At 40.4% G+C, this 21,511-nt stretch carries 16 protein-coding genes; 8 read left to right on the plus strand and 8 right to left on the minus strand.

Features of this window, described 5'->3' with window-relative positions; all coding sequences use genetic code 11:
* Nucleotides 1-46: 46 nt before the first annotated feature.
* The gene (locus AC4PHI_RS08710; protein WP_492199526.1) at nucleotides 47-571 is read right to left on the minus strand and encodes a DNA-3-methyladenine glycosylase I; all 525 of its coding nucleotides are present in this window, start codon (nucleotides 569-571) and stop codon (nucleotides 47-49) included.
* A 334-nt stretch (nucleotides 572-905) separates the two neighbouring features.
* Here AC4PHI_RS08710 and AC4PHI_RS08715 point away from each other — a divergent pair, with 334 nt between their 5' ends.
* Nucleotides 906-1,928 (plus strand): serine hydrolase domain-containing protein, encoded by a 1,023-nt coding sequence (locus tag AC4PHI_RS08715; RefSeq protein WP_492199527.1) that lies wholly within the window; start codon nucleotides 906-908, stop codon nucleotides 1,926-1,928.
* Between the two features lie 53 nt (nucleotides 1,929-1,981).
* Here the strand turns inward: AC4PHI_RS08715 and AC4PHI_RS08720 are convergent, their stop codons facing one another.
* Nucleotides 1,982-4,042, minus strand: a complete 2,061-nt coding sequence (locus tag AC4PHI_RS08720) for a KUP/HAK/KT family potassium transporter (protein WP_492199528.1) — start codon at nucleotides 4,040-4,042, stop codon at nucleotides 1,982-1,984.
* Nucleotides 4,043-4,229: 187 nt separating this feature from the next.
* Here AC4PHI_RS08720 and AC4PHI_RS08725 point away from each other — a divergent pair, with 187 nt between their 5' ends.
* Nucleotides 4,230-6,854: a YfhO family protein gene (locus AC4PHI_RS08725; RefSeq protein ID WP_492199529.1), complete on the plus strand. Its 2,625-nt coding sequence runs from the start codon at nucleotides 4,230-4,232 to the stop codon at nucleotides 6,852-6,854.
* A 63-nt stretch (nucleotides 6,855-6,917) separates the two neighbouring features.
* On the opposite strand, the gene mprF is transcribed toward AC4PHI_RS08725, so the two are convergent.
* Nucleotides 6,918-9,527 carry a bifunctional lysylphosphatidylglycerol flippase/synthetase MprF gene (gene mprF, locus AC4PHI_RS08730; RefSeq protein ID WP_492199530.1) on the minus strand — a complete coding sequence of 870 codons (2,610 nt, stop codon included), beginning with the start codon at nucleotides 9,525-9,527 and terminating at the stop codon, nucleotides 6,918-6,920.
* Between the two features lie 122 nt (nucleotides 9,528-9,649).
* On the opposite strand from mprF, the gene proC reads away from it, so the two are divergent.
* Nucleotides 9,650-10,456: a pyrroline-5-carboxylate reductase gene (gene proC / locus AC4PHI_RS08735; protein ID WP_492199531.1), complete on the plus strand. Its 807-nt coding sequence runs from the start codon at nucleotides 9,650-9,652 to the stop codon at nucleotides 10,454-10,456.
* 133 nt (nucleotides 10,457-10,589) lie between these two features.
* On the opposite strand, the gene AC4PHI_RS08740 is transcribed toward proC, so the two are convergent.
* Both AC4PHI_RS08740 and AC4PHI_RS08745 read right to left on the minus strand, forming a co-directional pair.
* A complete protein-coding gene (locus AC4PHI_RS08740; protein ID WP_492199532.1) occupies nucleotides 10,590-11,738 on the minus strand; it encodes an aminotransferase class V-fold PLP-dependent enzyme in 1,149 nt (382 codons plus the stop codon).
* A 331-nt stretch (nucleotides 11,739-12,069) separates the two neighbouring features.
* Nucleotides 12,070-13,149: an iron-containing alcohol dehydrogenase family protein gene (locus AC4PHI_RS08745; protein ID WP_492199533.1), complete on the minus strand. Its 1,080-nt coding sequence runs from the start codon at nucleotides 13,147-13,149 to the stop codon at nucleotides 12,070-12,072.
* 195 nt (nucleotides 13,150-13,344) lie between these two features.
* On the opposite strand from AC4PHI_RS08745, the gene AC4PHI_RS08750 reads away from it, so the two are divergent.
* The 3 genes from AC4PHI_RS08750 to AC4PHI_RS08760 are packed head-to-tail and all read left to right on the plus strand — an operon-like array spanning nucleotide 13,345 to nucleotide 16,695.
* The gene (locus AC4PHI_RS08750) at nucleotides 13,345-14,805 is read left to right on the plus strand and encodes an ABC transporter substrate-binding protein/permease (RefSeq protein WP_492199534.1); all 1,461 of its coding nucleotides are present in this window, start codon (nucleotides 13,345-13,347) and stop codon (nucleotides 14,803-14,805) included.
* Nucleotides 14,798-15,520 carry an amino acid ABC transporter ATP-binding protein gene (locus tag AC4PHI_RS08755; RefSeq protein WP_492199535.1) on the plus strand — a complete coding sequence of 241 codons (723 nt, stop codon included), beginning with the start codon at nucleotides 14,798-14,800 and terminating at the stop codon, nucleotides 15,518-15,520. The genes AC4PHI_RS08750 and AC4PHI_RS08755 overlap by 8 nt, the downstream gene beginning before the upstream one ends.
* A 20-nt stretch (nucleotides 15,521-15,540) precedes the next feature.
* Nucleotides 15,541-16,695 carry a pyridoxal phosphate-dependent aminotransferase gene (locus AC4PHI_RS08760; protein ID WP_492199536.1) on the plus strand — a complete coding sequence of 385 codons (1,155 nt, stop codon included), beginning with the start codon at nucleotides 15,541-15,543 and terminating at the stop codon, nucleotides 16,693-16,695.
* Between the two features lie 129 nt (nucleotides 16,696-16,824).
* Here the strand turns inward: AC4PHI_RS08760 and AC4PHI_RS08765 are convergent, their stop codons facing one another.
* The 3 genes from AC4PHI_RS08765 to AC4PHI_RS08775 form a co-directional block, all read right to left on the minus strand.
* Nucleotides 16,825-17,658: a histidinol-phosphatase HisJ family protein gene (locus tag AC4PHI_RS08765; protein ID WP_492199537.1), complete on the minus strand. Its 834-nt coding sequence runs from the start codon at nucleotides 17,656-17,658 to the stop codon at nucleotides 16,825-16,827.
* Between the two features lie 136 nt (nucleotides 17,659-17,794).
* Nucleotides 17,795-18,490 carry a nitroreductase family protein gene (locus AC4PHI_RS08770; protein ID WP_492199538.1) on the minus strand — a complete coding sequence of 232 codons (696 nt, stop codon included), beginning with the start codon at nucleotides 18,488-18,490 and terminating at the stop codon, nucleotides 17,795-17,797.
* 70 nt (nucleotides 18,491-18,560) lie between these two features.
* Nucleotides 18,561-19,376, minus strand: a complete 816-nt coding sequence (locus tag AC4PHI_RS08775; RefSeq protein ID WP_492199539.1) for a MurR/RpiR family transcriptional regulator — start codon at nucleotides 19,374-19,376, stop codon at nucleotides 18,561-18,563.
* A gap of 348 nt (nucleotides 19,377-19,724) precedes the next feature.
* Between AC4PHI_RS08775 and AC4PHI_RS08780 the strand changes: the two genes are divergently transcribed.
* Complete coding sequence (locus AC4PHI_RS08780; RefSeq protein ID WP_492199540.1) at nucleotides 19,725-21,119, plus strand: 6-phospho-beta-glucosidase; 1,395 nt, start codon at nucleotides 19,725-19,727, stop codon at nucleotides 21,117-21,119.
* 237 nt (nucleotides 21,120-21,356) lie between these two features.
* Nucleotides 21,357-21,494, plus strand: coding sequence for a hypothetical protein (locus AC4PHI_RS08785; RefSeq protein WP_492199541.1), 138 nt, complete (start codon nucleotides 21,357-21,359; stop codon nucleotides 21,492-21,494).
* Nucleotides 21,495-21,511: the final 17 nt, after the last annotated feature.

The raw sequence follows: 21,511 nt of genomic DNA on the forward strand, positions 1-21,511 counted from the left end.
CCAACCTTTTTTGAACCTTAATATTTTTAAACACATCGGAACCGATTTACTCTGACCATACTTGATCTTGTATGATTCCGGCAGCTTTTAAAAACATCGTTGTGACTACTGGTCCCACAAAGGTAAAGCCTCTTTTCTTCATGTCTTTAGCAATCAAGGCTGCTTCCGGCAGTGTATTCGGTACCTGCTCCAGAGTTTCATAATGTTTGACTACCGGCACTCCGCCGACAAAATCCCATAAATAGTCGGCAAAACTTATTCCTTCTTTCTCTAAATTTACAATGGCTCTTGCGTTTTGTATCACTGCACGGATTTTCCTTTTATTGCGGATCATTGCCGGATCTTCGGCAATTTTAGCCACCTCATCTTCAAAAAAACCGGCGACTTTTTGATAGTCCATCCCGCAAAAATGTTTTAAAAAGACTTCCCTTTTACTTGCCGCAGCCTTCCAGCTTAACCCGGCTTGAAAAACGCCTACTGTCAACAGTAAAAAAAGCATTTGCCCGTCTCTGGTTGGCTTCCCCCACTGTTGCGAATACCAATCATATTTTTTCCTATTTGTTTGTTCCATTACGCTCCCATTCCCCGTTTGCAAATCTAGCTTGAACTGTCCACTGTGCATAGTTGACCACCTTTAACTGAAACTATGATAGCATGTTCCAAGGCCTTATTACAGCCTAATATCGAAGCAAGTCACCTAGTTTTGCCCTAAACTAAAACTTTTTCAAAACACTCTTTCTCAAAACGTTCAATTTATTTCCGACAGATGGAGAATCATCCGCCAAAAAATATTTAAAATGCCTATCTGAATTTATTTCCCACGCCTGTGAGAATATCAAGTGAGATTATTTTATCCCAAATTCAAAATGTGATATGCTTGTGCTAATGAGAAAAGAGGGTTGATTATGTATCCGAAAACAAAAAACAAAATCGAAGAATTAGTAAATAAAGGCATCATGCCGGGGGCAGCATACTGCTTCATCAAAGGGAACCAAATTTACCAAAGAGCGTTAGGTTTGAGACAAATCATCCCTCAAAAAGAACAGATGACCATCGACACCCTTTTTGATGTGGCCTCCTTGACAAAAGTCGTGGGAACTAATTCTGTTATTTTGAAATTGCTAGAAGAAAATCAAATCCATGTTGATGACGGATTGCAGCAGCATCTGCCTAATTTTCAAGATAAATATGTGACCATCAGACACTTGCTGACTCACAGCTCAGGAATCAACGGTTTTATCCCAAATCGCCAACAACTTTCTCAAGAGCAACTAATCAAAGCTTTTTTACAGTTGAAATCAAATCCTAATCTGAGAGGGAAAGAAATCAAATATACGGATACTGGTACGGTCCTGCTGGGTCTGATGATTGAACATCTCTACGGAAAACCAGTACAGCAGGTAATCGATGATGTGGTCCTTAAACCGCTGAAGATGACTCAGGCAACTTTCTCCCCCGTCGGAAATAAAATTGCCCCCACTGAACTGAATAATCTCAGAGGGCTGATCAAAGGAGAAGTCCACGACCCCAAAGCGTTTATCTTAAAGGAACGTTGCGGCAGTGCCGGACTTTTTGCCACGCTGAACGACTTGATGAGTTTTACTTTTATGATGCTTTACAATGGCAAGATGCGTGACGGGGAATATTTTTTAAAAGAGGAGACTGTGACTTCTTTGTATCAAAGCTGGTCAATGATTGATTCAGCGCCCCGTTCTCTAGGGTGGGATTTGAAATTTGAGCCGGAGACGGAAAACCCCGTTCTTTTTCACACCGGCTATACCGGCACTTTCATGCTAATCGACAGCGCCCAGATGGAAGCTTTCATCTTGTTGTCCAATCGTATTCACCCCTTGGATCATAAAGTGCTTTTCCAAATCAATCGCGACGAGTTGATTGATATTTACTTGAAAGAAAAACAAGCACTCTGAGAACTGTCACTCTCAGAAAGCTTGTTTTTTAGTTTTCTTATCTATAGTTGCGACTACTCGTCACTCTCATCGTCATTATCATCTTCTTCGGAATAAAAATCTCCAGTAACGATTTGAGTAAGTTTCCGTCTAGGGTTGAGTTGAGTGTCAATAATCAGTGGCACCCGTTCGGTTACTACATCACTGTACTCCAAACCAAACCAGTTGGCAGTCGATGTGGTAATCGTTTTGATGGCAATTTTTAATTGATAAATGACTTTATCTAAATTGGACAGACCAGTATTCACTCGTGCCAATTCTTCTTTTAGCAGTACAAAGCTGAAATCGCCCACTTGCCTGCCCGGTAAAATCGTATATTTTTGAGGTTGTTTTTTGATCATTCCCTGCTCCATCAAATCATTGACAATTTGCCGGATATAAACATTGACATCTTGACGGACGCGGAAACCTAACTTCAATTGTACATTTGCGATACAATCGGTTCCCATCATATCCACCAAATATTCCTTCGTGTAAGGTTCATCAGTGACAAACACATTGACAAACCAGTAGACTTTCGCACGTTTAGGTTTTTTATCCAAAATCGAGTACAGGATTTCCCTGCCGATTTTGTGCCCTCTGAGATTGGGGGTTAAAAAGACCACATTTGTTTGAAATAGGGGTAGAGAGTCATCATTGCTCAATGAAACCAGCTGGTCCACATAATCTTTAAGGTCCACTCGCACCGACACTCTTTCCCTAATCAGATAACTTCTTTCCCAAATTACCATGATAAGCAATATAGCCACAGCGATACCTACCGCCGTATAACCTCCATGGAGAAATTTCGTTGCACTTGACAGGAAAAATATCGTTTCAATAGCGCCAAAGAAAGCAAAAATACTAAATGAAATAACTTTCGGCACTTTGTTTTTCAACAGATAAAACAGAAGCAAAATCGTCGTCATCAGCATGGTGATAGTAATTGCCAACCCGTAAGCCGCCTCCAAGTGAGCGGATGTTCTAAAGGCTATGACGATACTGACGCACAGCAGACATAAGGCCCAGTTGATAGCCGGGATATAGAGCTGCCCTTTCTGGTCTGTTGGATAAATAATTCTTAGTTTCGGGAATAAATGCAATTTTATCGCTTCTGAAACTAAAGTGTAAGAGCCGGAAATCAATGCTTGTGAAGCAATAACTGCTGCAACAGTAGCAAAAGCAACCGAAAAAATCGATAAGCTATCGGGAATCATTCTGAAAAAAGGATTTAACACTTCCACAGCCAAATATTTAGGATCATTGTTGACAGAAATAATCCATGCTGCCTGCCCCAAATAATTCAAAATCAAACACACTTTGATGTAAGGCCAGCTGCCTAAAATATTTTTCCGTCCCACGTGACCCATGTCAGAATACAATGCTTCTGCCCCTGTAGTTGCCAGGAAAACACTTCCTAGAATAAAAATCCCCGCTTTATTTTGCGGGCTGGTCAGCAATTTTATGGCGTAGTAGGGATTGATGGCCCGGATAACGGAAAGATCGCCTAAAAAATTATAAGCGCCCACCAGACCGATAAAAGTAAACCATCCCAACATAATCGGCCCGAAGGCTTTCCCAACTTTTTCTGTACCAAAACGCTGAATCATAAACAAAGCTAAAACGATTGTGATGGTGATAGCCACGATCACATTTTGATTGTTGCCAAAAATATTGTAAAAAACCGGGATGCCCCGCAATCCCTCCACTGCAGTCGTGATGGTCACGGCCGGTGTCAAAACCCCATCCGCCAACAAGGTGGCTCCTCCAATCATCGCCGGGATAATCAGGTAGGGACTCATCTTACGCACCAGCGTATAAAGGGAAAAAATCCCTCCTTCTCCATGGTTATCCGCACGCAAAGCAATCATCACGTACTTGACTGTGGTCAAAAGCGTCACTGTCCAAATAACTAGAGAAACAGCGCCGATAATAAAATCAGACGAGACTTCACTTAGCCCGCCATTCCCCTCGATAATAGCCTTCATCACGTACAGCGGACTAGTTCCGATGTCCCCGTACACCACTCCCATTGCGATTAATGCGCCACTCAATTTAAACTTGTCAAATTGATTGTCCACAACAGTCTTACTCATTTTTTTCCTCCGAATTTTTTTAACATTTCTATAAAATTTGCTATTGATTAAATGAAACACTGATAGTTATTATAAAACTTTTAATCTTAAAGTCAATTCGATTTTTATTCTCCCATTCCCATTATTTTTCCTTCTGTGATTCTTCTGTGATAGAATGGGAGAAACTATTATTTTCAGGGGTATTTTAATGAACACTACAATCAAAGCAATTATTTCAAAAGAAAAAAAATATTGGCTTGCAGCCTTCCTGCTCCCAATCATTGTCATGGTCATCAGTTTTCTGACTGTTGGTGTCTATCCCGGCAGCGACATCAGCATTATGGCCAGTGATTCCTTTTCTCAGTTTTCAAATTTTCACGCCAGCTTTCATAATGCATTAACTGGGAAGCAAAGTATTTTTTACACTTGGAATGCCTCACTAGGCTTAAACTATCTTGCATTGATTTCCTATTATTTAGGCGGGATTTTTACGCCTCTAGTTGCCTTGGTCCCAAACCAGTTCATGCCAGATACTTTGTATTTTTTGACTCTGTTAAAATTCGGCTGTGCGGGACTGTCTTTTTGGATTTTTTCACGCAATACTTATAACATCCGGCCTATGTTCCACGTGGGGATGGCAACACTCTACGCCTTGATGGCTTTTTCAATCGTCCATTCCGAAATGATTATGTGGCTGGATACATTTGTCTGGCTGCCGCTGATTTTATTAGGCATTCACCGGGTGATGGACAATAAAAAAACCAGACTGCTGTTTATTTCCTATTTCCTTTTATTTGTCGGAAATTTCTATTTCGGCTTTATGGTAGGAGTTTTTTCTCTACTTTATTATTTAGCCCGACTGCTGTCTGATTGGAAAAGGTATCAAAGCAGTCTGCTTCATTATTTTTTGACCTCTCTGCTTGCAGGAACAGCATCCATGGTCATTATTTTGCCTACCTTACTTGATTTGCAGGCTAACGGAGAAACGTTGACGAAAATCACTAGATGGAAAACACCTGATTCTTCTTGGTTCGACTTGATTTTCAAAAATATGATTGGAGTCTATGACACTACAAAATACGGTTCCATCCCTTTTATTTATATCGGGCTGCTGCCGCTGATTTTTTGTACATTTTATTTTATTTCGCGAAAAATTCCATGGAAAAATAAACTGCTGTTCGGCGGGATTTTTGCTATATTGACCGCCAGTTTTTACCTTGAACCGTTAAATCTATTCTGGCATGGATTTCACGCACCAAACATGTTTCTTTTCCGTTACAGTTTCCTGATGTCTGTTCTGGTCATTGTTTTGGCAGGTCATGCACTGGAAATAGTTAAACGGGAAGACGCCTTGGTGCTGGCCAGTATTGTCTTCGGATGGGCTTTGCTGTTCTTTATCGCCTTTGGCCTCAAAGGTGATGAAGATTATTCTTATGTGACTATCAGCCACTTGGCTGTCACCATCGGCCTATTGATGAGTTACCTGATTCTTGGAGTATTGTATGATTATCTTACTGGAAAAAAGGCAGTAACAAAAAAAAGCGGAGTGCTGCTTTCACTTTTCTTTTTTATCTTGCTGCTCACTGAAGTGTCGATTAACTCAATTCAATTGGTTCAAGGCATCCTTGAAGACTGGAACTATCCTTCGAGAAGCCTTTACACAGCACCTTACAAAGATTATAAAGATGCTGTGGACACAATCAAAAAAAGAGACGATGATGAGTTTTACCGCATGGAAAACCTGACACCTGTTTCCTCTAACGATGCTTTCAATTACGGATTCAGCGGTGTCAGTATGTTTTCATCCATACGGAATCGTAATACATCCACTCTTTTGAACAGCCTTGGCTTTCGGTCAAGAGGTACTAATCTGAATATCCGTTATCCCAACAACACACTTATAATGGATAGCCTATTGGGGATTCAATATAATCAGACAAAAGATTACTTGTTTAAATACGGCTTCGACATTGACTACCACAATGACACTTATACCATGTACCACAATAAGTTAGCCGCAAGTCTGGGGATTTTAACTGATAACAAGATTTATTCTGTTCCGTTTCCAGAAAATGATAACTTGTCTTCTCAAGAGAATTTGTTAAATCAGCTGGCAGGAACCAATGCGTCTTATTTTTCTTCTATTTATCCTGAAATTACGGAAACCAATAACACGCAGCTTACGGTGACAGAAGGTACTTTAAGAGCCAGAGAAAATGAAAAAAACCAAAGTCAGACGATTACTTGGACTGCCGATGTGCCTGCCCAAAAACAGGCTTATCTCAGCTTGTTCCCGAAAAACTTTTCCGAGTTAGACGGGCTCCGCGCAGAACTGACAATCAACGGCATCAATCAAACATCCCAAGTCAATATCAACGGGCAGTACTATGATTTAGGGTATTTCCCTAATGACAGCACCATTGTCTTTACAGTAACTTTTACCGGCCGAGAAAGTTTTTCATTTGTGAACCCGCCAATTATTTTACTGGATATCCCTGCCTATGAAAGAGCCATGACCAATATTCAAAAAAACAATGTGCCTTTTCAAGTAAAGGGAAGAAAAGCGAAAGCGGCCGTCTCCATCGAAGAAAATAGTATTTTATTTACCACGATTCCTTTTGACGAAGGCTGGTCGGCAAAAGTCAACGGTAAAAAAGTCGATATAAAAGATTTTAAAAATGCCTTCATCACCTTGCCTTTAGAAAAAGGTGTCAATACAATTGAATTGACCTTCCTGCCTCAAGGATTTCTGATTGGCCTGATATTATGTATCGGCTCTGTTTCGATTTATATTGTTTACGAAAGAAAACTCAAGCACCGCGAAAAAACGTAGCGGTCTTGAGTTTTTCTTTTCATTGTCATATTTTTTTCTTCAGATTGACCAGACAGCTTGAGCTCACCGATTTTTTTCTTCCCCATAGGCCAGTTGCAGCAATTCAAAAGGACGGGAAGAAAAAACTTTGCTACCGGTCAGCAGCAAATGTAATTGAATAGCAATCAGCCAAAAACCGCTGCGGCTTCGGTAGCACAAATAACGGGGCTCCCATTCTGTGGCAAAACCTTCCTTAAAAATTCTCAACTCTTTCCAGCCGTATTGCGGGTAGCTGTAATGATACAATAAATTCACGATTTTTTCTGAGATAAAAGAGCCTTGGTATTCCCCCACTTTCGCAAAGGGAGTCAACCCGATACTGAAATAAGGCAGTTCTTTCTCACGATAGTAATCAAGCAGACTGACAACCATGAAAGCGCCAATCGTTCCCGGTGCATCTGTTCGGTATTGGAGCAAATCATAGGAAAGCCGCTCCCCCTCTTTGATCGGTTTCAATGTTACAAATCCTTGCACCACATGGGCCTGATCCCGGACAATACCGATTGGGGCTTTGGCTAAATAATCTTCGTCAAAGTGTCCAGTGGAAAAATAACGACGGCCATGTACTTCTTCCCATTCTGCCGCAACTTCTCTGACCGGCAGCAGAAGTTCCTCGTCTGGAAGGGAATGATACATCGTGAACGTGTAACCCTTGCTTCTCAACCGTTCCACTTCCAAGCGGATTTCCGTCCGGTCGCTCAGCTCAGCAGAGCTTCTTTCCTGTAAGCTTACGATGCCTTCCTCCCCGATTTTAATAAAATGGAAGCCAACATCATGGAGCAGCAAGGCAAAACGGTCGCTCACACTATAAAAAATCAGCTCATAGCCGTGCTGATCCGCATAGCGGTGAAAGGCCATTATACTGTCTTCATAGAAATCAGCTTCCCCCACCGGATCTCCCAAGACAAATAGTTTATTCGCTTTTATTTGAAACTGAAAAAAGACTTTGTCATAACCGCTTTGCTGATAGAAGAAATAACGGCGGTCTTTTAAATAATTTAAATGAGAGTAACTCGTTCCCTCATGACGGCTTAAAAGCCAGTTGATGCGGGCATAATCATATCCTTCCCCGGGCTCTTCTTTTGCCGCTAAATAGCGATAGAGTAAAAAAATAGTGACAAAAGCAATCATCAGACCGACCAGCCCTTTTAACCAAACATTAGAAGATGGAAATAAAATGAAGGTCAATTTTTCCGGGGTCGTCACTTGTTCCGTATTAGACAAATATCCTACCACGGAATATAGGGCAAATAAAACGCCATAAAGCAAAGCATCAAACCCCATAGCTTCCCAAGAAAAAACTAATTGTTTACGGTAAAATTGTTTACGTGATAGGTACAAACATCCCAAGATGAAAAGGTAAAAGGCGGACAGTTTCCAAGAGCGGACGTTGCTCAGTGTATTCACGATACAGAATAACAACAGGAAAACCGTGGGCAAATAAGCCTTTTTCACCTGATTAGCAACCCCTCTTGCCAGTCCTAAAAGCAAAAAACCTACCATCATATTAAGTGTCTGGTCCAAAAAATCAAAAGAGTAAGAAGAGATGCTGGCAAAAAATTTAGATAGATGGGACAAATTAGGAATGGTAGATAAAATCACCATTAAAATTCCTGCTAAATAAACCAAAATCACAAGAAAAACATGGGCGACTTTCTCAGAAACCAGCTTAGGCAGACCATCGAAGAAAATATTTATTTTTACTCCTGTCCTGATCAGGTAAGTTGCCAGTCCGGAGAGAAAAGGGATAACAAAATAGAAAATACGGTAAAACAACAGCCAAACCAATGCCATCTCTTTTGAAACACCTAAACTTGCCAGCCCCATAATCATCAAAACATCAAAGGTCCCCATTCCGCCGGGTACCATCGTTATCATTCCAATCAAAGTAGCTGAAACAAATAAAGGATATAAGTCCAGCGGAGAAACTTTTACATTTAAAGTAAAACCGATGAACATAAAAAATATCATGGCAAACAGCCATTGCCCTAATGAAGCTGACAACAACTGTATCACTCTGACAGTAGTAAAACCTGAAAATAAATTTCTCCGGCGGATGATGATAATCCCCACTAAAACAGGCGTGTAAAAACTTCCCAGAAGCAGCCAAATCCAATAGTTCTGAAAAATATGATCCGGCCGAAGGAGCAGAAGATCCGCTAAAGTTACAAAAGAGAGAATGGACAGACCGGACAACATAAATAATGCCACTTTGGAAACGGCAGCAACGATTGTCTTTCCCTTGAGATCGGAACCATAAAATTTCCCTCTCAAAGTCGCCCCGATCACTCCGCCGAATCCGGCAAAATTATTTAACGTATTAATAATCCAAGCAGCAGAAAAAAATTCTTTTTTCCCTATGGGTTCTCTGCCTTTATCTTCCAATATTTTTACGGTTGCCCAGTCATACAATAGCAAAGGGACCGCAGCAAAAAAACCTGACAGGGCAAAAATGAACAGTGTGCTTTTACTTTGGCTAAACATAATTTCTTTCAGTTCAGACCATGTCATGCCATGTAAAATCTGGGCAAATTGATTGATGACAAATAAAATAATCGAAGCCATAAAAATCAATTTGATGACAAGCTGGTATTTTTTTATCATCTTCAACCATCTATCCACATGTGCTTTCATCTCAGACACCCTCCCTAGCTTATTCTCTATTATTTTACCACATTATGACAAAAGAATTATGATTGCAATCCTATACCTGTTTGCTTTATAGTAGTTCTATAAAGAAGAAATGAGGTTATCCTATGAAAATCGGATTTATCGGGGCAGGCACTATGAGTACTGCCATTATCAAAGGTCTGATAGACAGCCGGTTCACTTCCCCTGAATATATGACGCTGACAAAGTCTAAAGTGGAACGCACTAAGGAACATGCCCGTCAACTAGGTGTTTCCTATTCATTAAATAATACTGAACTTGCTCAACGATCGGACTTGATTATCTTGGGGGTGAAACCCCAAAAATTACCTGACATATTAAATGAAATTGCCCACGTGATTGAAGGGTCAAAAAAAATCGTGGTTTCTATTGCTGCTGGTTTTAACCTTGCTAATATACAGTCTTTCCTTGGCAGTCAGGCAAAAATCGTCCGGGTGATGCCCAACATGAATATTGCCATCCGCCAGAGCGTTTCCGGTATATCTTTCTCTGAAAATTTTTCTACTGAAGAAAAGAATCTCGTCTCAGAATTATTCGGTCAGCTTGGGGTAACTTACGAAATGGCTGAAAAAGACTTTGTTACCTTTACTGCTATCGCCGGCTGTTCTCCTGCATTTACTGCGATGTATATCGACGGCTTGACACGGGCAGCTGTAAAAAACGGTCTCCCCCATCAATTAGCTCAAGCTATTGCCTTGGATGCTGTCAGCGGCACTGTGGAATTGATGAAGACCACAAATCTCAGCTCATGGGATTTGGTCAATCAGGTGTCATCACCGGGAGGTACCACTATTGAAGGTGTGGCTTCGCTGGAAAACGACTGTTTTATTCCCAGCCTATTCCATGCTGTGGATGCAACAATCAAAAAAGATCAAGAGATGTCAAAAGAATAAAAATCCCGTGATTCGTCCATGTATGATTTCCTAAAAGTCAGACCAAAAATCTGACTTTTAAGGCGCATGACAATGTTCACAGGATTTTTATTTTCCCAATTTTTTATTTTTATCAGTAATAACTATTTTTTGTTTATTCGCAAATCTGCTGTGCTATCTCTTTTAATGCTTGAACAGCGGTACGGACTTCTTCTTCTGTATTGAAAAAGGAAAAACTGAAACGGACCACACTTTGTTTCTTGGTTCCTAATGCTTCATGGATTAGCGGAGCACAATGTCCCCCAGCTCTAGTCGCGATACCGTAGTCATTTGCCAGTCTGTCGCTGATTTCTGAAGAATCTTCTGTACCGATACTCAAACTGACAATCGGGCAGCGTTCCTTAGTGCTGAAATCCCCGTACACCTTCACTCCATTTATTTGGGAAACTCCTTCATGAAAAAGTTGAACCAATGACATTTCCTTTTGATGAATACTGCACAAAGTTTCATCTAAGATAAATTCCACCCCAGCTTTTAAACCGGCAATGCCAGGGCCATTCAACGTTCCCGCTTCCAATGCAGTAGGCATAGCGGTCGGATGGGTTTTGCTAAAAGTGGCAACACCACTCCCGCCTACTTTTAGAGGTTTTAAATTTATCGCCGGATTGACATATACCCCACCTGTCCCTTGAGGACCAAAAAGACCTTTATGACCGGTAAAACATAAAATATCTATGTGCTGTTTCTGGATGTCTATCGGAAGGGTTCCTGCCGATTGTGCACCATCAACGATAAAAATCACATTATGTTTATGAGTAAGTTCTCCTATTTTTTCTAAATCTACACTGTTGCCGGTCACATTCGAGCCATGAGAAATAATCAATGATTTAGTGTTGGGCTGGATAGCTTCTTCCAAATCGTAATAATCTATTCGCCCCTTTTCATCCACTGGTACAATCGTCAATTCAATTATTTGCTGCTCCTGAAGCTGATATAATGGCCGCAACACCGAATTGTGTTCCATCATCGTAGTTATCACATGATCTCCTTTTTCATGGAGACCTTTTATCGCAAGATTGAGACTTTCTGTTGCTCCTGAAGTAAAAACAATCTGACTGGATTTTTCGCCATTAAAAAAATCGCATAGTAATTGACGAGTCTTAAATAGCAGCTGAGAGCTTTCCAATGAGGCATCATGAATACCTCTGTCGGGATTTCCTAAATGATTTAAGGCATCTACGACTGCTCGGATCACACTTTCCGGTTTTTTCAAGGTTGTCGCTGAATTATCTAAATAAATCATTTCCCACTCCTTCTGAGAATTTTTTAATGAAACTGATACGCTTGCTCTTGCATTAACTTTGGACAAATAAAATCATCAGCAAGCAATTTTTACATAAGCTTTTCTAAACGTTTGTCCGGTAGAGCATACTGAAAAAATGACTCACTTTTTTTATTTTTCCATAAATATCAATGATTTAGATTTGCATACAGCTCCAGTATAGCCAAAAGAAATTTCCATAGCAATCATCAAATCAGATAGGAAGCCTTTATTAAAAAAATTCCGTAAAAGTCTCACTGTGTGATGACTTCACGGAATTTCTGTTCTTAACAAGGAATCGTTAAGAAAATTATTATTTTGTCATATAGTCTTCCAATGCCAGCATAGCATCTTTAATCACTTGCGGGTTGACGGGCTCCGCTAATAAATGAATATACTCTTTAGGAGAGGCCGCTTTTTCAACCACCTTGTCTAAATCATCCAAGGGTATCTTCATCTCTTTAAGTGACAGGGGCAACCCTAATTCTTCATAGAAAGGTTGTAGCTTTTTGATGTCTTCCCATTTATCTTCAATTACCAGTTGAACCAAAATTCCGTAGGCTACCTTGTTGCCATGGAGAACGGCCCGGCTTTCAGGAATCACTGTCAACGCATCGTGAATGGTGTGCGCCCCGGCAGTCCGCCCGTAGTCATCCCCAAAGCCACCCACGAGACCAGCCAACATGATATTAGTTTCGATAACCTTTTTAAAAGCTTCATTTAATTTTTTTTCATCCAGTGCTTTGATTGCTTCTTGACTATATTCAAGCAAATTATCACGACATTTTTTAGCCATGCTTTGGGCAATTTCAATTGCAACAGAAGTCTCATCCAACTGAGAGATGATGGCATTTGACTCATACCATTTGGCTAAGGTGTCTCCGATGCCGGCAATCAAATATTCTCTGGGCGAGTCCAACAGCATCTCTGGTTCCACCAACACTAAATCCGTACTGTAAGGAAAAATCCTCATCTCCGAATGCTCTCCGTCATCATTATACACCGAACTAAGAGAAGAATAAGCAGCACAAGTGGCAGCCAACGTCGGTAAAATCACCACTCGTATTTTCATCTTGTGGGCAATCATTTTACCTAGGTCAGAAATTTTTCCTCCTCCCACAGCAATCACAGTATCTATGCCGTGTTCTTTAGCAACTAAGATGTGCTGATCACGCAGTGTGTCCGTACAATGATTGCCGTAATGGCGGAATATCACTTCGAAATCTGTCAGATCAGGAAAATAAGATTCTGCAGCTTTCCAAGATTTCTCTCCATGAAGCACTAATATTTTTTCCACACCTCTTTTAGCCAAATGGCTTGGCAGCTCCTTCCAACTTCCTGTTTTGCATATATATTCCTGAGGCGCTCCCCGCACGATCAAATTCATTTTCATTAGACTCAACTCCCTTTTCTTTCTCATATTATACATAAATATCGGCAATAATTACAAGAGAATGTATAAAAAATCTATTTATGCATAAAACATGTATTTAATTTCAACTTATAGTGAATATACTATTTTTTTTATTGCATATTTTTTCATTTTGATTTATAATTCATATCATATTCACTTCAAGGAGGAAAATCAATGAAACATTTTAAAAAATATTTTTCAATTTTAATGTTAGCAATTATTGGTATGACTTTTTTCATTCCTATCAAAGCTGATGCAGATACAGAAGATAAAATTTACGACCGTATTCAAGAGGAAGGTGTCCTAAGGGTCGGTCTATCCGCAGATTATCCCCCTTATGAGTTCCATACTACTGTGAACGGCAAAGACAAAATCGTGGGTATCGATATTTTTATCGCCGAAAAAATCGCTGAAGACATGGGTGTGACATTAAAAATCGAAGAATTTGGTTTCGATGCATTATTAGGAGCATTGAAAACTGGAAAAATCGATTTGATTATTTCTGGGATGTCTCCCACACCTGAACGGTTAAAAGAAGTCAATTTCTCAGACCCTTATATGGAAGTAAAACAACGGGTCGTTGTACGTAAAGGCGAGGAAGAACGTTTCAGCAGTGTCAATGATTTTGACGGAATCAAAGTCGGTGCCCAGAAACAATCCACTCAAGAAGAACTTGCTAAAAATGAATTGATTGGGTCAGAAGTTGTTTCCCTGCAAAAGTTTACTGACATCATTTTGCAGCTGCAAAACAAAAAAATCGATGCTGCTGTTGTGGAAGGCCCTGTTGCCGAAGCTTACCTGTCACAAACCGAAGACTTATCCTTTGCTGATAATGTCCAGTTTGCAGATGCAGATAAACAAACTGCTGTGGCTTTGTCAAAAGAAGCACCGGTATTGCTGGAAAGAATCAATGACGCTATCGCCAACATCAGAGAAGAAAATCTGATCGAACGTTATAAAAAAGAAGCATCTGCTTTGATGTTCAATGAAGAATCTTTCTTTGAGAAGTATGCATCTTACTTTTTAAAAGGAACAGGCTTTACGATTCTTTTAGCCATCGTGGGAGTATTTTTTGGAGCTATTTTAGGGGCAATCCTGGCAATAATGAAAATATCTGCCAACAAGCTGCTGAAAATCATTGCTACAGTTTATATCGAATACGTCCGCGGTACACCGCTGCTCGTGCAAATTTTCTTAGTGTTTTTTGGCACAAATGTTATCGGATTGGATTTGTCTGCCTTGGCATCAAGTTTAATCGCTCTGTCACTGAACAGTGCGGCTTATGTGGCTGAAATCGTCCGTGCAGGAATCAATGCCGTTGATGTGGGGCAAATGGAATCTGCCCGCTCACTGGGGATGAATCAATTCCAGGCAATGAAGTTGATCATCATGCCTCAGGCTATCAAGAATATTTTGCCGGCATTGGGAAATGAGTTTGTCACGGTCATTAAAGAATCCTCTGTGGTCTCTGTCGTAGGTGTGTCAGAGCTGATGTTTCAGGCGGGAGTGGTCCAAGGCGCAAGCTTTAAACCATTTATTCCGATTGTGATAGCTTCCATTATTTACTTTATCTTGACATTTAGTTTGTCTAGAATTTTAGGAGTTGCTGAAAGGAGATTAGGAGCCAATGATTAAAGTCGAAAATTTACATAAATCATTTGGTAAAGTTGACGTGTTGAAAGGTATTGACGCGACGATTAACCAAGGAGAAGTAGTAGTTGTGATCGGTCCTTCCGGGAGCGGAAAAAGTACATTTCTCCGCTGTCTGAACTTGCTGGAAAAACCTCAGCAAGGTAAAATATTGTTTGAAGGTAAAAATTTATTAGATGCCGACACGAATATTAATGAATTGCGTCAAAAAATGGGAATGGTGTTTCAGAACTTTAATCTTTTTCCACACAAAAGTGTCTTGGAAAATATTACCATCAGCCCGATCCAAGTGAAAAAAGAATCACCGGAAAAAGCTAAAGCCCACGCTTTGGAACTATTGGAGAAAGTCGGATTAAGCGATAAAGCAGACAGCTATCCGGCACAACTTTCCGGCGGGCAAAAACAACGGGTCGCCATTGCCAGAGCTTTAGCGATGGAACCCACTGTTATGCTGTTTGACGAACCTACTTCTGCCCTTGACCCGGAAATGGTTGGAGAAGTGCTGAATGTTATGAAGACATTAGCACAATCAGGAATGACCATGGTCGTAGTAACACACGAGATGGGCTTTGCCAAAGAAGTTTCTGACCGTGTCCTCTTTATGGCAGACGGTATCATTCAAGAAGAAGGTTCTCCAGAGGAAATTTTCACAGCACCAAAAAATTCCCGGACGCAAGATTTTCTAGGCAAAGTTTTATAAAAAATGAGGGGAATAAACTTATGAATCACCAGTTTTTGAATCATTATTACCAGCAACCGGAAGAAAGTATTTTGATGGAAATTGCTAATTTAGCAAAAAAAAGCACAGGTTTGATTGATCTTTCCATCGGTGATCCTGATTTGATTACCGATGCAAGCATCATCCAAGCAGCATTTGAGGATGTAAAAAAAGGACATACCAAGTACACTGCTCCCGACGGCAGTGCAGAGTTCATCGAGGCAGTCATTCAATTTTACAAAAAAACTCACGGGCTGACGTTCAATCATGACCAAGTCAGAGGGACTGTGGGGGCACTCCACGGCATGTATCTTGCGCTGCAAGTCCTGTTGAATCAAGGAGATGAAGTGATTATTCATGAGCCTTACTTCTCTCCTTACAAAGAACAGGTCATTGCGGCAGGCGGTACCCCTGTCATCATCCCCACCTATGAAAAAGACGGTTTCCAGATCGATACAGAGATTTTGGAAAAAGCAATCACTGCCAAAACAAAAGCGCTGATTTTGAATACGCCTAATAATCCCACAGGTGCTGTTTTTTCTAAAGAAACCTCGGAAAAAATTGCTGAATTAGCCAAAAAATATAATTTTTATATTTTGTCTGATGAAGTCTATGAGGCTTTTACTTTTTATGATGAGTTCACACCTTTGGCGGCACTGGCTTCGGAACATACCATCACTTTCGGCAGTTTTTCGAAAGCTTTTGCCATGACGGGCTGGCGTATCGGCTATATGATTGCACCAAATTATATCAACGAAGCGGTCAGTTTACTGAATGAAAATGTCACCTATTCGGCGCCTACCCCTTCTCAACGGGCCGGTATTTACGCGTTGAAGCACAGTGAAGAATTGATTCCTAAAGTGGTTGATGTGTTCAAAGAGCGAATGGAATACATTGCCCACAGGGTAGCTAAGATCGACTATCTCTCATTACACGAGTTGAAAGGAAGCATTTACGCTTTTATCAATATTTCCGCCACTGGAATGACTTCTGTGACATTTTCAAAATATTTGCTGGAAAAAACAAAAGTTTTACTCATCCCCGGAAAAGCTTTCGGAGACAGCGGAGACGACTATGTCAGGCTGGCAGCGACACAGGAAATCGCTGTATTGAAAGAAGCCTTTGACCGGATGGAGAAGCTGACATTTGACGCTTAAAAAAACATTTTTATGAAAAGTCGAGTACACAAATATGCTAAGCAGGCGGCAGTGACCGTTGCTTAGCTTATTTTACGTTTAAAACATGTGAAATTTATGAAAATACAGCTGTTGATTGTTAAGTTCAAATTATAATTTATGAAAGGTCGGAACCATTTGGTCAAACGTACAAAAATAAATATAGCCGATATCTTTTAAAGTCTTTTTTGCCTTTTTGATGTGGGAACCCAGATGCTCAGGTTCATGACTGTCGCTTCCTATGGTAAGAATCGTTCCGCCCAATTCGCGATAAAGAGTCAAAATATCTATAGAGGGTGTCAACCCTTGAATTCCGTAACGAAAAGAAGAAGTATTTAATTCGATACCTTTGTCATCGGCAATAACGATTTTTAAAATTTCTTCTATTTTTTCTCTGCTGTAAGCCAATGTGTCCACTTCTTTGTCCAGATATCTCCTGACCAGATCCATATGTGCCAAAACGCTGTAATCTTTGTAGGCTCTCACCAACTGGTGCATTTCTTCATAATAGCGTTCGCAATTTTCTTCATAGGTCCGCCCTTTTTGAAACTCCCCTGTCCAAAACTCTTTGTTCTCTACTTGATGCACGGACAGCAATATAAAATCAAATGTATAGGAATCATAAAGCTTCCTGAATTGAGGAATCGTATGCATCTGCATGCCGAATTCCAATCCGGTTTTGATTTTTATCCGATGTTTATATTTCTTTGTCAGTTCTGCCAGTTCAGAAAAATACCGCTCGTAGTGGACATTCTTGACTTCCCGGTTTTTCCCCGGTAAAAAAGTATCTCCCGGCTGCCAGTCCGGTTTTACGCCATAATCTACATGATCGGTAAAACACAGTTCTTCCAAACCGATTTTAAGTGCATCTTTAATCACATCTTCCATCAAATACCAGGAATCATCACTATAATCGCTATGAACATGATAATCGGCATACACCATCTAAAAATCTCCCTTCAATTCCAAATCTGTTAATGCTGTTCACAAATAAGAAATCAGAGAACCATAACATCAACTTTCCACCTTTTGAGTGTCTTATAAACCTCTCTAGCCACTGAAAAATCCGCCTCTCTCAAAATCAATGGTAAGTTATAGTAATCTGAAAAGCCTTGTTGATTTCTTCGGCGGTGATTTCCGTCACTGTTTTTCCTTCGTGAATCAAGGCCAGAAGTGCATGTCTGGCAGCAATTCCCAAGTCAATTTTGTTCAGTTTATTTTTCAATAATACTCGTTTAATTCCCTGTCCTCTATCAGTAATGATGACCTTTCCTGTATCAAAAGTTAATTCCCAAGGTTGGGAGTTTAATGATGAGGGGGCTAAACGAACCGCCTCTGCCACTACATTATTTTCAGGACTGATAACCTCAAGAGATTTCCGTTTAAACTCTGCCCTCTCCGTCCTTGCTGGAACATCAGTCTTTCCGAAAGCCAATGCAATACAAAAATCACTGCTGCTTCTTTTAGGTTTGACACCGGCGAACCAGCCGCTCCCAAGTCCAATACTCTGAATATACAAATCCGCCTGCTGTAACACAAACCCCGCATTGGCATAGGCTGAGCTTCGTTTATCACAATAGCTCAACAAATAATAAGGGGCGCCTGACCCATTGGTAACCTCGTTTTTTGTTACCAGCTCTATTCTGACTTGTTCTCCGGAAAACTGTTCTGTCTCTGACAAACAGGTCCGGATAGCCGAAAGCTGCTGCTGGTCTAACAAATCTTTGCTAAACCCCCTGACTTGTCTTCGAGTAAAGATTGTTTCATATACTGTCATTTTTGCCACTCCTTTTAATTTCGGCAACGTAAAGAGATGAAACAACATCATAACATAAGTTCTTAGTTGATTAGTTATTTTCCAGTCCGATTTTTTGATGATTCAATTCCACCAACAATGCAGAAAAAATAATATCAATGATATATTGTGCGGAAAAAAGTGAAGACAATGTGTCAATATGAAAATAGCGGTTAGTATCCAGTTTAATCAGCTCATCACAGTAATCGCGAAGCTCCGCCACTCTCCCCCCGCCAATCACAACAGTGTATATCTGATTTTTTTTCAATCTTTTTGCAATTTTCAAAATCGTTTCATTCACTCCGGTCAGCGTGATAAGTACAGAGACAGTCTCATTTTTATAGGGTGATTTGTAAATGTAACTGCTGTTGTAGCCGCTGTGTGACTGACAGAAAACACCAGTGGAATTCAACTTGAAAGCCATTTGATCCGCCAAGGAAGACGTGATTCCGATACCGTAAACATCCACTATCTTTGCGGCAACAATTTTTTCACACACATGCTGCAAGACCGTCGTATCCAGCAGCAACTTCGTATTAATCGCTGTTTTCTGGTAAAGGTTGGGCAATGTTTCGATGATATCTTCCACTTCCAACTCATTATGGATGGGATTATTATCTACTATCAAATTTTCAGCACGCCGCAGTTCTTGAAGTTCATTATTTAAGTCTACCACGAACTCCCGATAAGATTTACTGCCGATTTTTTGATAAAGTCTGGTCACCGTTGCTTGCGACGTATAGGTTAATTTCCCTAACTCCTCACTGGATAAATTGATCACGTCATTCTCCCGGTCCAAAACAAATTTTGCAATCACCCGTTCAGAAGGGGTCAACTTTTTCTCATCTTTTAATTTTTCTATCAGCATCTTTATTCACACCATCCATTTATTTTTCCTTGAATCAATTTTTTGTAAAATAACAACAACATTCGATTTGCCAGCAAGTGCTCAGACGGCCATTTTTTAGCACAACATCCAAAGATTTTTTATCTGGAGAGTTTGTTATCGAGACTCTCCTTATCTGTTTCCTTCATTATAGCAATAATTCCTTGCTTCCTTAAATCATTTTGAAGAAATATTTCATTTTATTGCCTCTCCTGCTCCTGCTTTTGAATGCTTCAACCATAATTCCCATATCTATTGTTTCTATAGAGAGAAACCGTTAACATAGAAGTATGAGTATTTTTACAATAAAATTTTAGGAGGAATTCTTAAATGTCAAAAAATGCACTTAAGATTGCAACAATCGGTGGTGGTTCCAGCTACACACCGGAACTAATCGAAGGTTATATCAAACGAAAAGATGAACTGCCGATCAAAGAAATTTGGTTGCTTGATATCCCTGAAGGAGAAGAAAAATTATCCATCGTCGGCGAGATGGCCAAACGTATGGTCAAAGCTGCCGGACTAGATTGGGAAGTCCATTTGACCCTTGACCGTCGTGCCGCTTTGAAAGATGCAGACTTTGTGACGACACAATTCCGTGTGGGCTTGCTTGACGCCCGGGTGAAAGATGAACGTATCCCTCTTTCTCATGGTGTTTTGGGCCAGGAAACCAATGGTGCCGGCGGAATTTTCAAAGCATTTAGGACGATTCCGGTGATTTTAGATATTATCGAAGAAATGAAAGAACTATGTCCTGATGCGTGGCTGATAAACTTTACCAATCCAGCCGGCATGGTCACTGAAGCAGCAATCAAACATGGCGGATGGAAAAAAACTGTGGGATTGTGTAACGTTCCTATCGGACATACTAAACAGGCGGCTGAAAAACTTGGAGTGCCTGAAGAAGAGTTATTTGTCAAATATGCAGGTATCAATCACTTCCACTGGCATCGTGTTTGGGATAAAGAAGGTAAAGAACGGACAGACGAGCTGATCGATTTAATCTATGGACCGCAAGTCGAGTCTGAAAGTCATCTGAAAAATATCCACAGCGTGCCGTTCCACTACGAACAAATAAAAGATTTAGGAATGCTGCCGTGCGGCTACCACCGCTACTACTACATTGAAGACGAGATGCTGAAACACTCCATCAAAGAGTTTGAAGAAGGAAAAACCCGTGCACAGGTCGTTAAGGAAACGGAGAAAAAATTATTCGAACTTTATAAAGATCCTAACTTGGACTACAAGCCAAAAGAGTTAGAGCAACGTGGAGGAACTCACTATAGTGATGCAGCTTGCGAAGTGATTGCAAGTATTCAAAACGACAAACACACTCATATGGTAGTTTCCATTGAAAATAATGGGACCATCAATGATTTGCCTTACGACTGCGCGGTAGAAGTATCAGCTTCCGTCACCGCCCACGGTCCTGAAAGCTACAATTGGGGCAAATTCCCGCCGGCGGCCCGCGGTCTTCTTCAAGGGATGAAAGGAATGGAAGAAACTACCATCAGAGCTGCAATTACTGGCGACTATGGTGCTGCCCTCCATGCCTTTACAGTCAACCCGCTGATTCCGGGCGGAACCATGGCGAAAACATTATTGGATGAACTTTTGATTGCGCACAAGAACCATCTGCCCCAGTTTTCTGAGGACATCAAGCGCATCGAAGAAACACAACCAGAGACTGTTTCTTATGTTGAAGAACTGATGAAAAGCAACTAAAAATTGATGATATTTTTTAAAAATATCTGTCAAAACAATCTGATTTAATTGTTCCGATACAAACTGCTTCGTTTTTGAAAATTCAGAAACGAAGCAGTTTTTCTTTTATTGGACTTCTTTTGCGAACAATAAATTTCAAGCAACAGTTCCATAAAGCAAACCAGATTTTTGCTTTATGGAGCTGTTCCTTTTATAATTTGATAGAAAGAAATGATGAAAGAAAGCTGGTGAAAATAGATGAAATTTCACTTTATTGATATTTCCCGCCAATGGATGGAAGCTATGACAGAGCAGGATGTCCGTTTTTACATCGAACAAAAAGACCAAAACATCCGCTTAGGAGATGTCGTTCAGTTTATCCCATACACTGGCTGACGTTTTTCATCTAGACA

The organism is Vagococcus sp. QWL-13 (assembly GCF_058683555.1).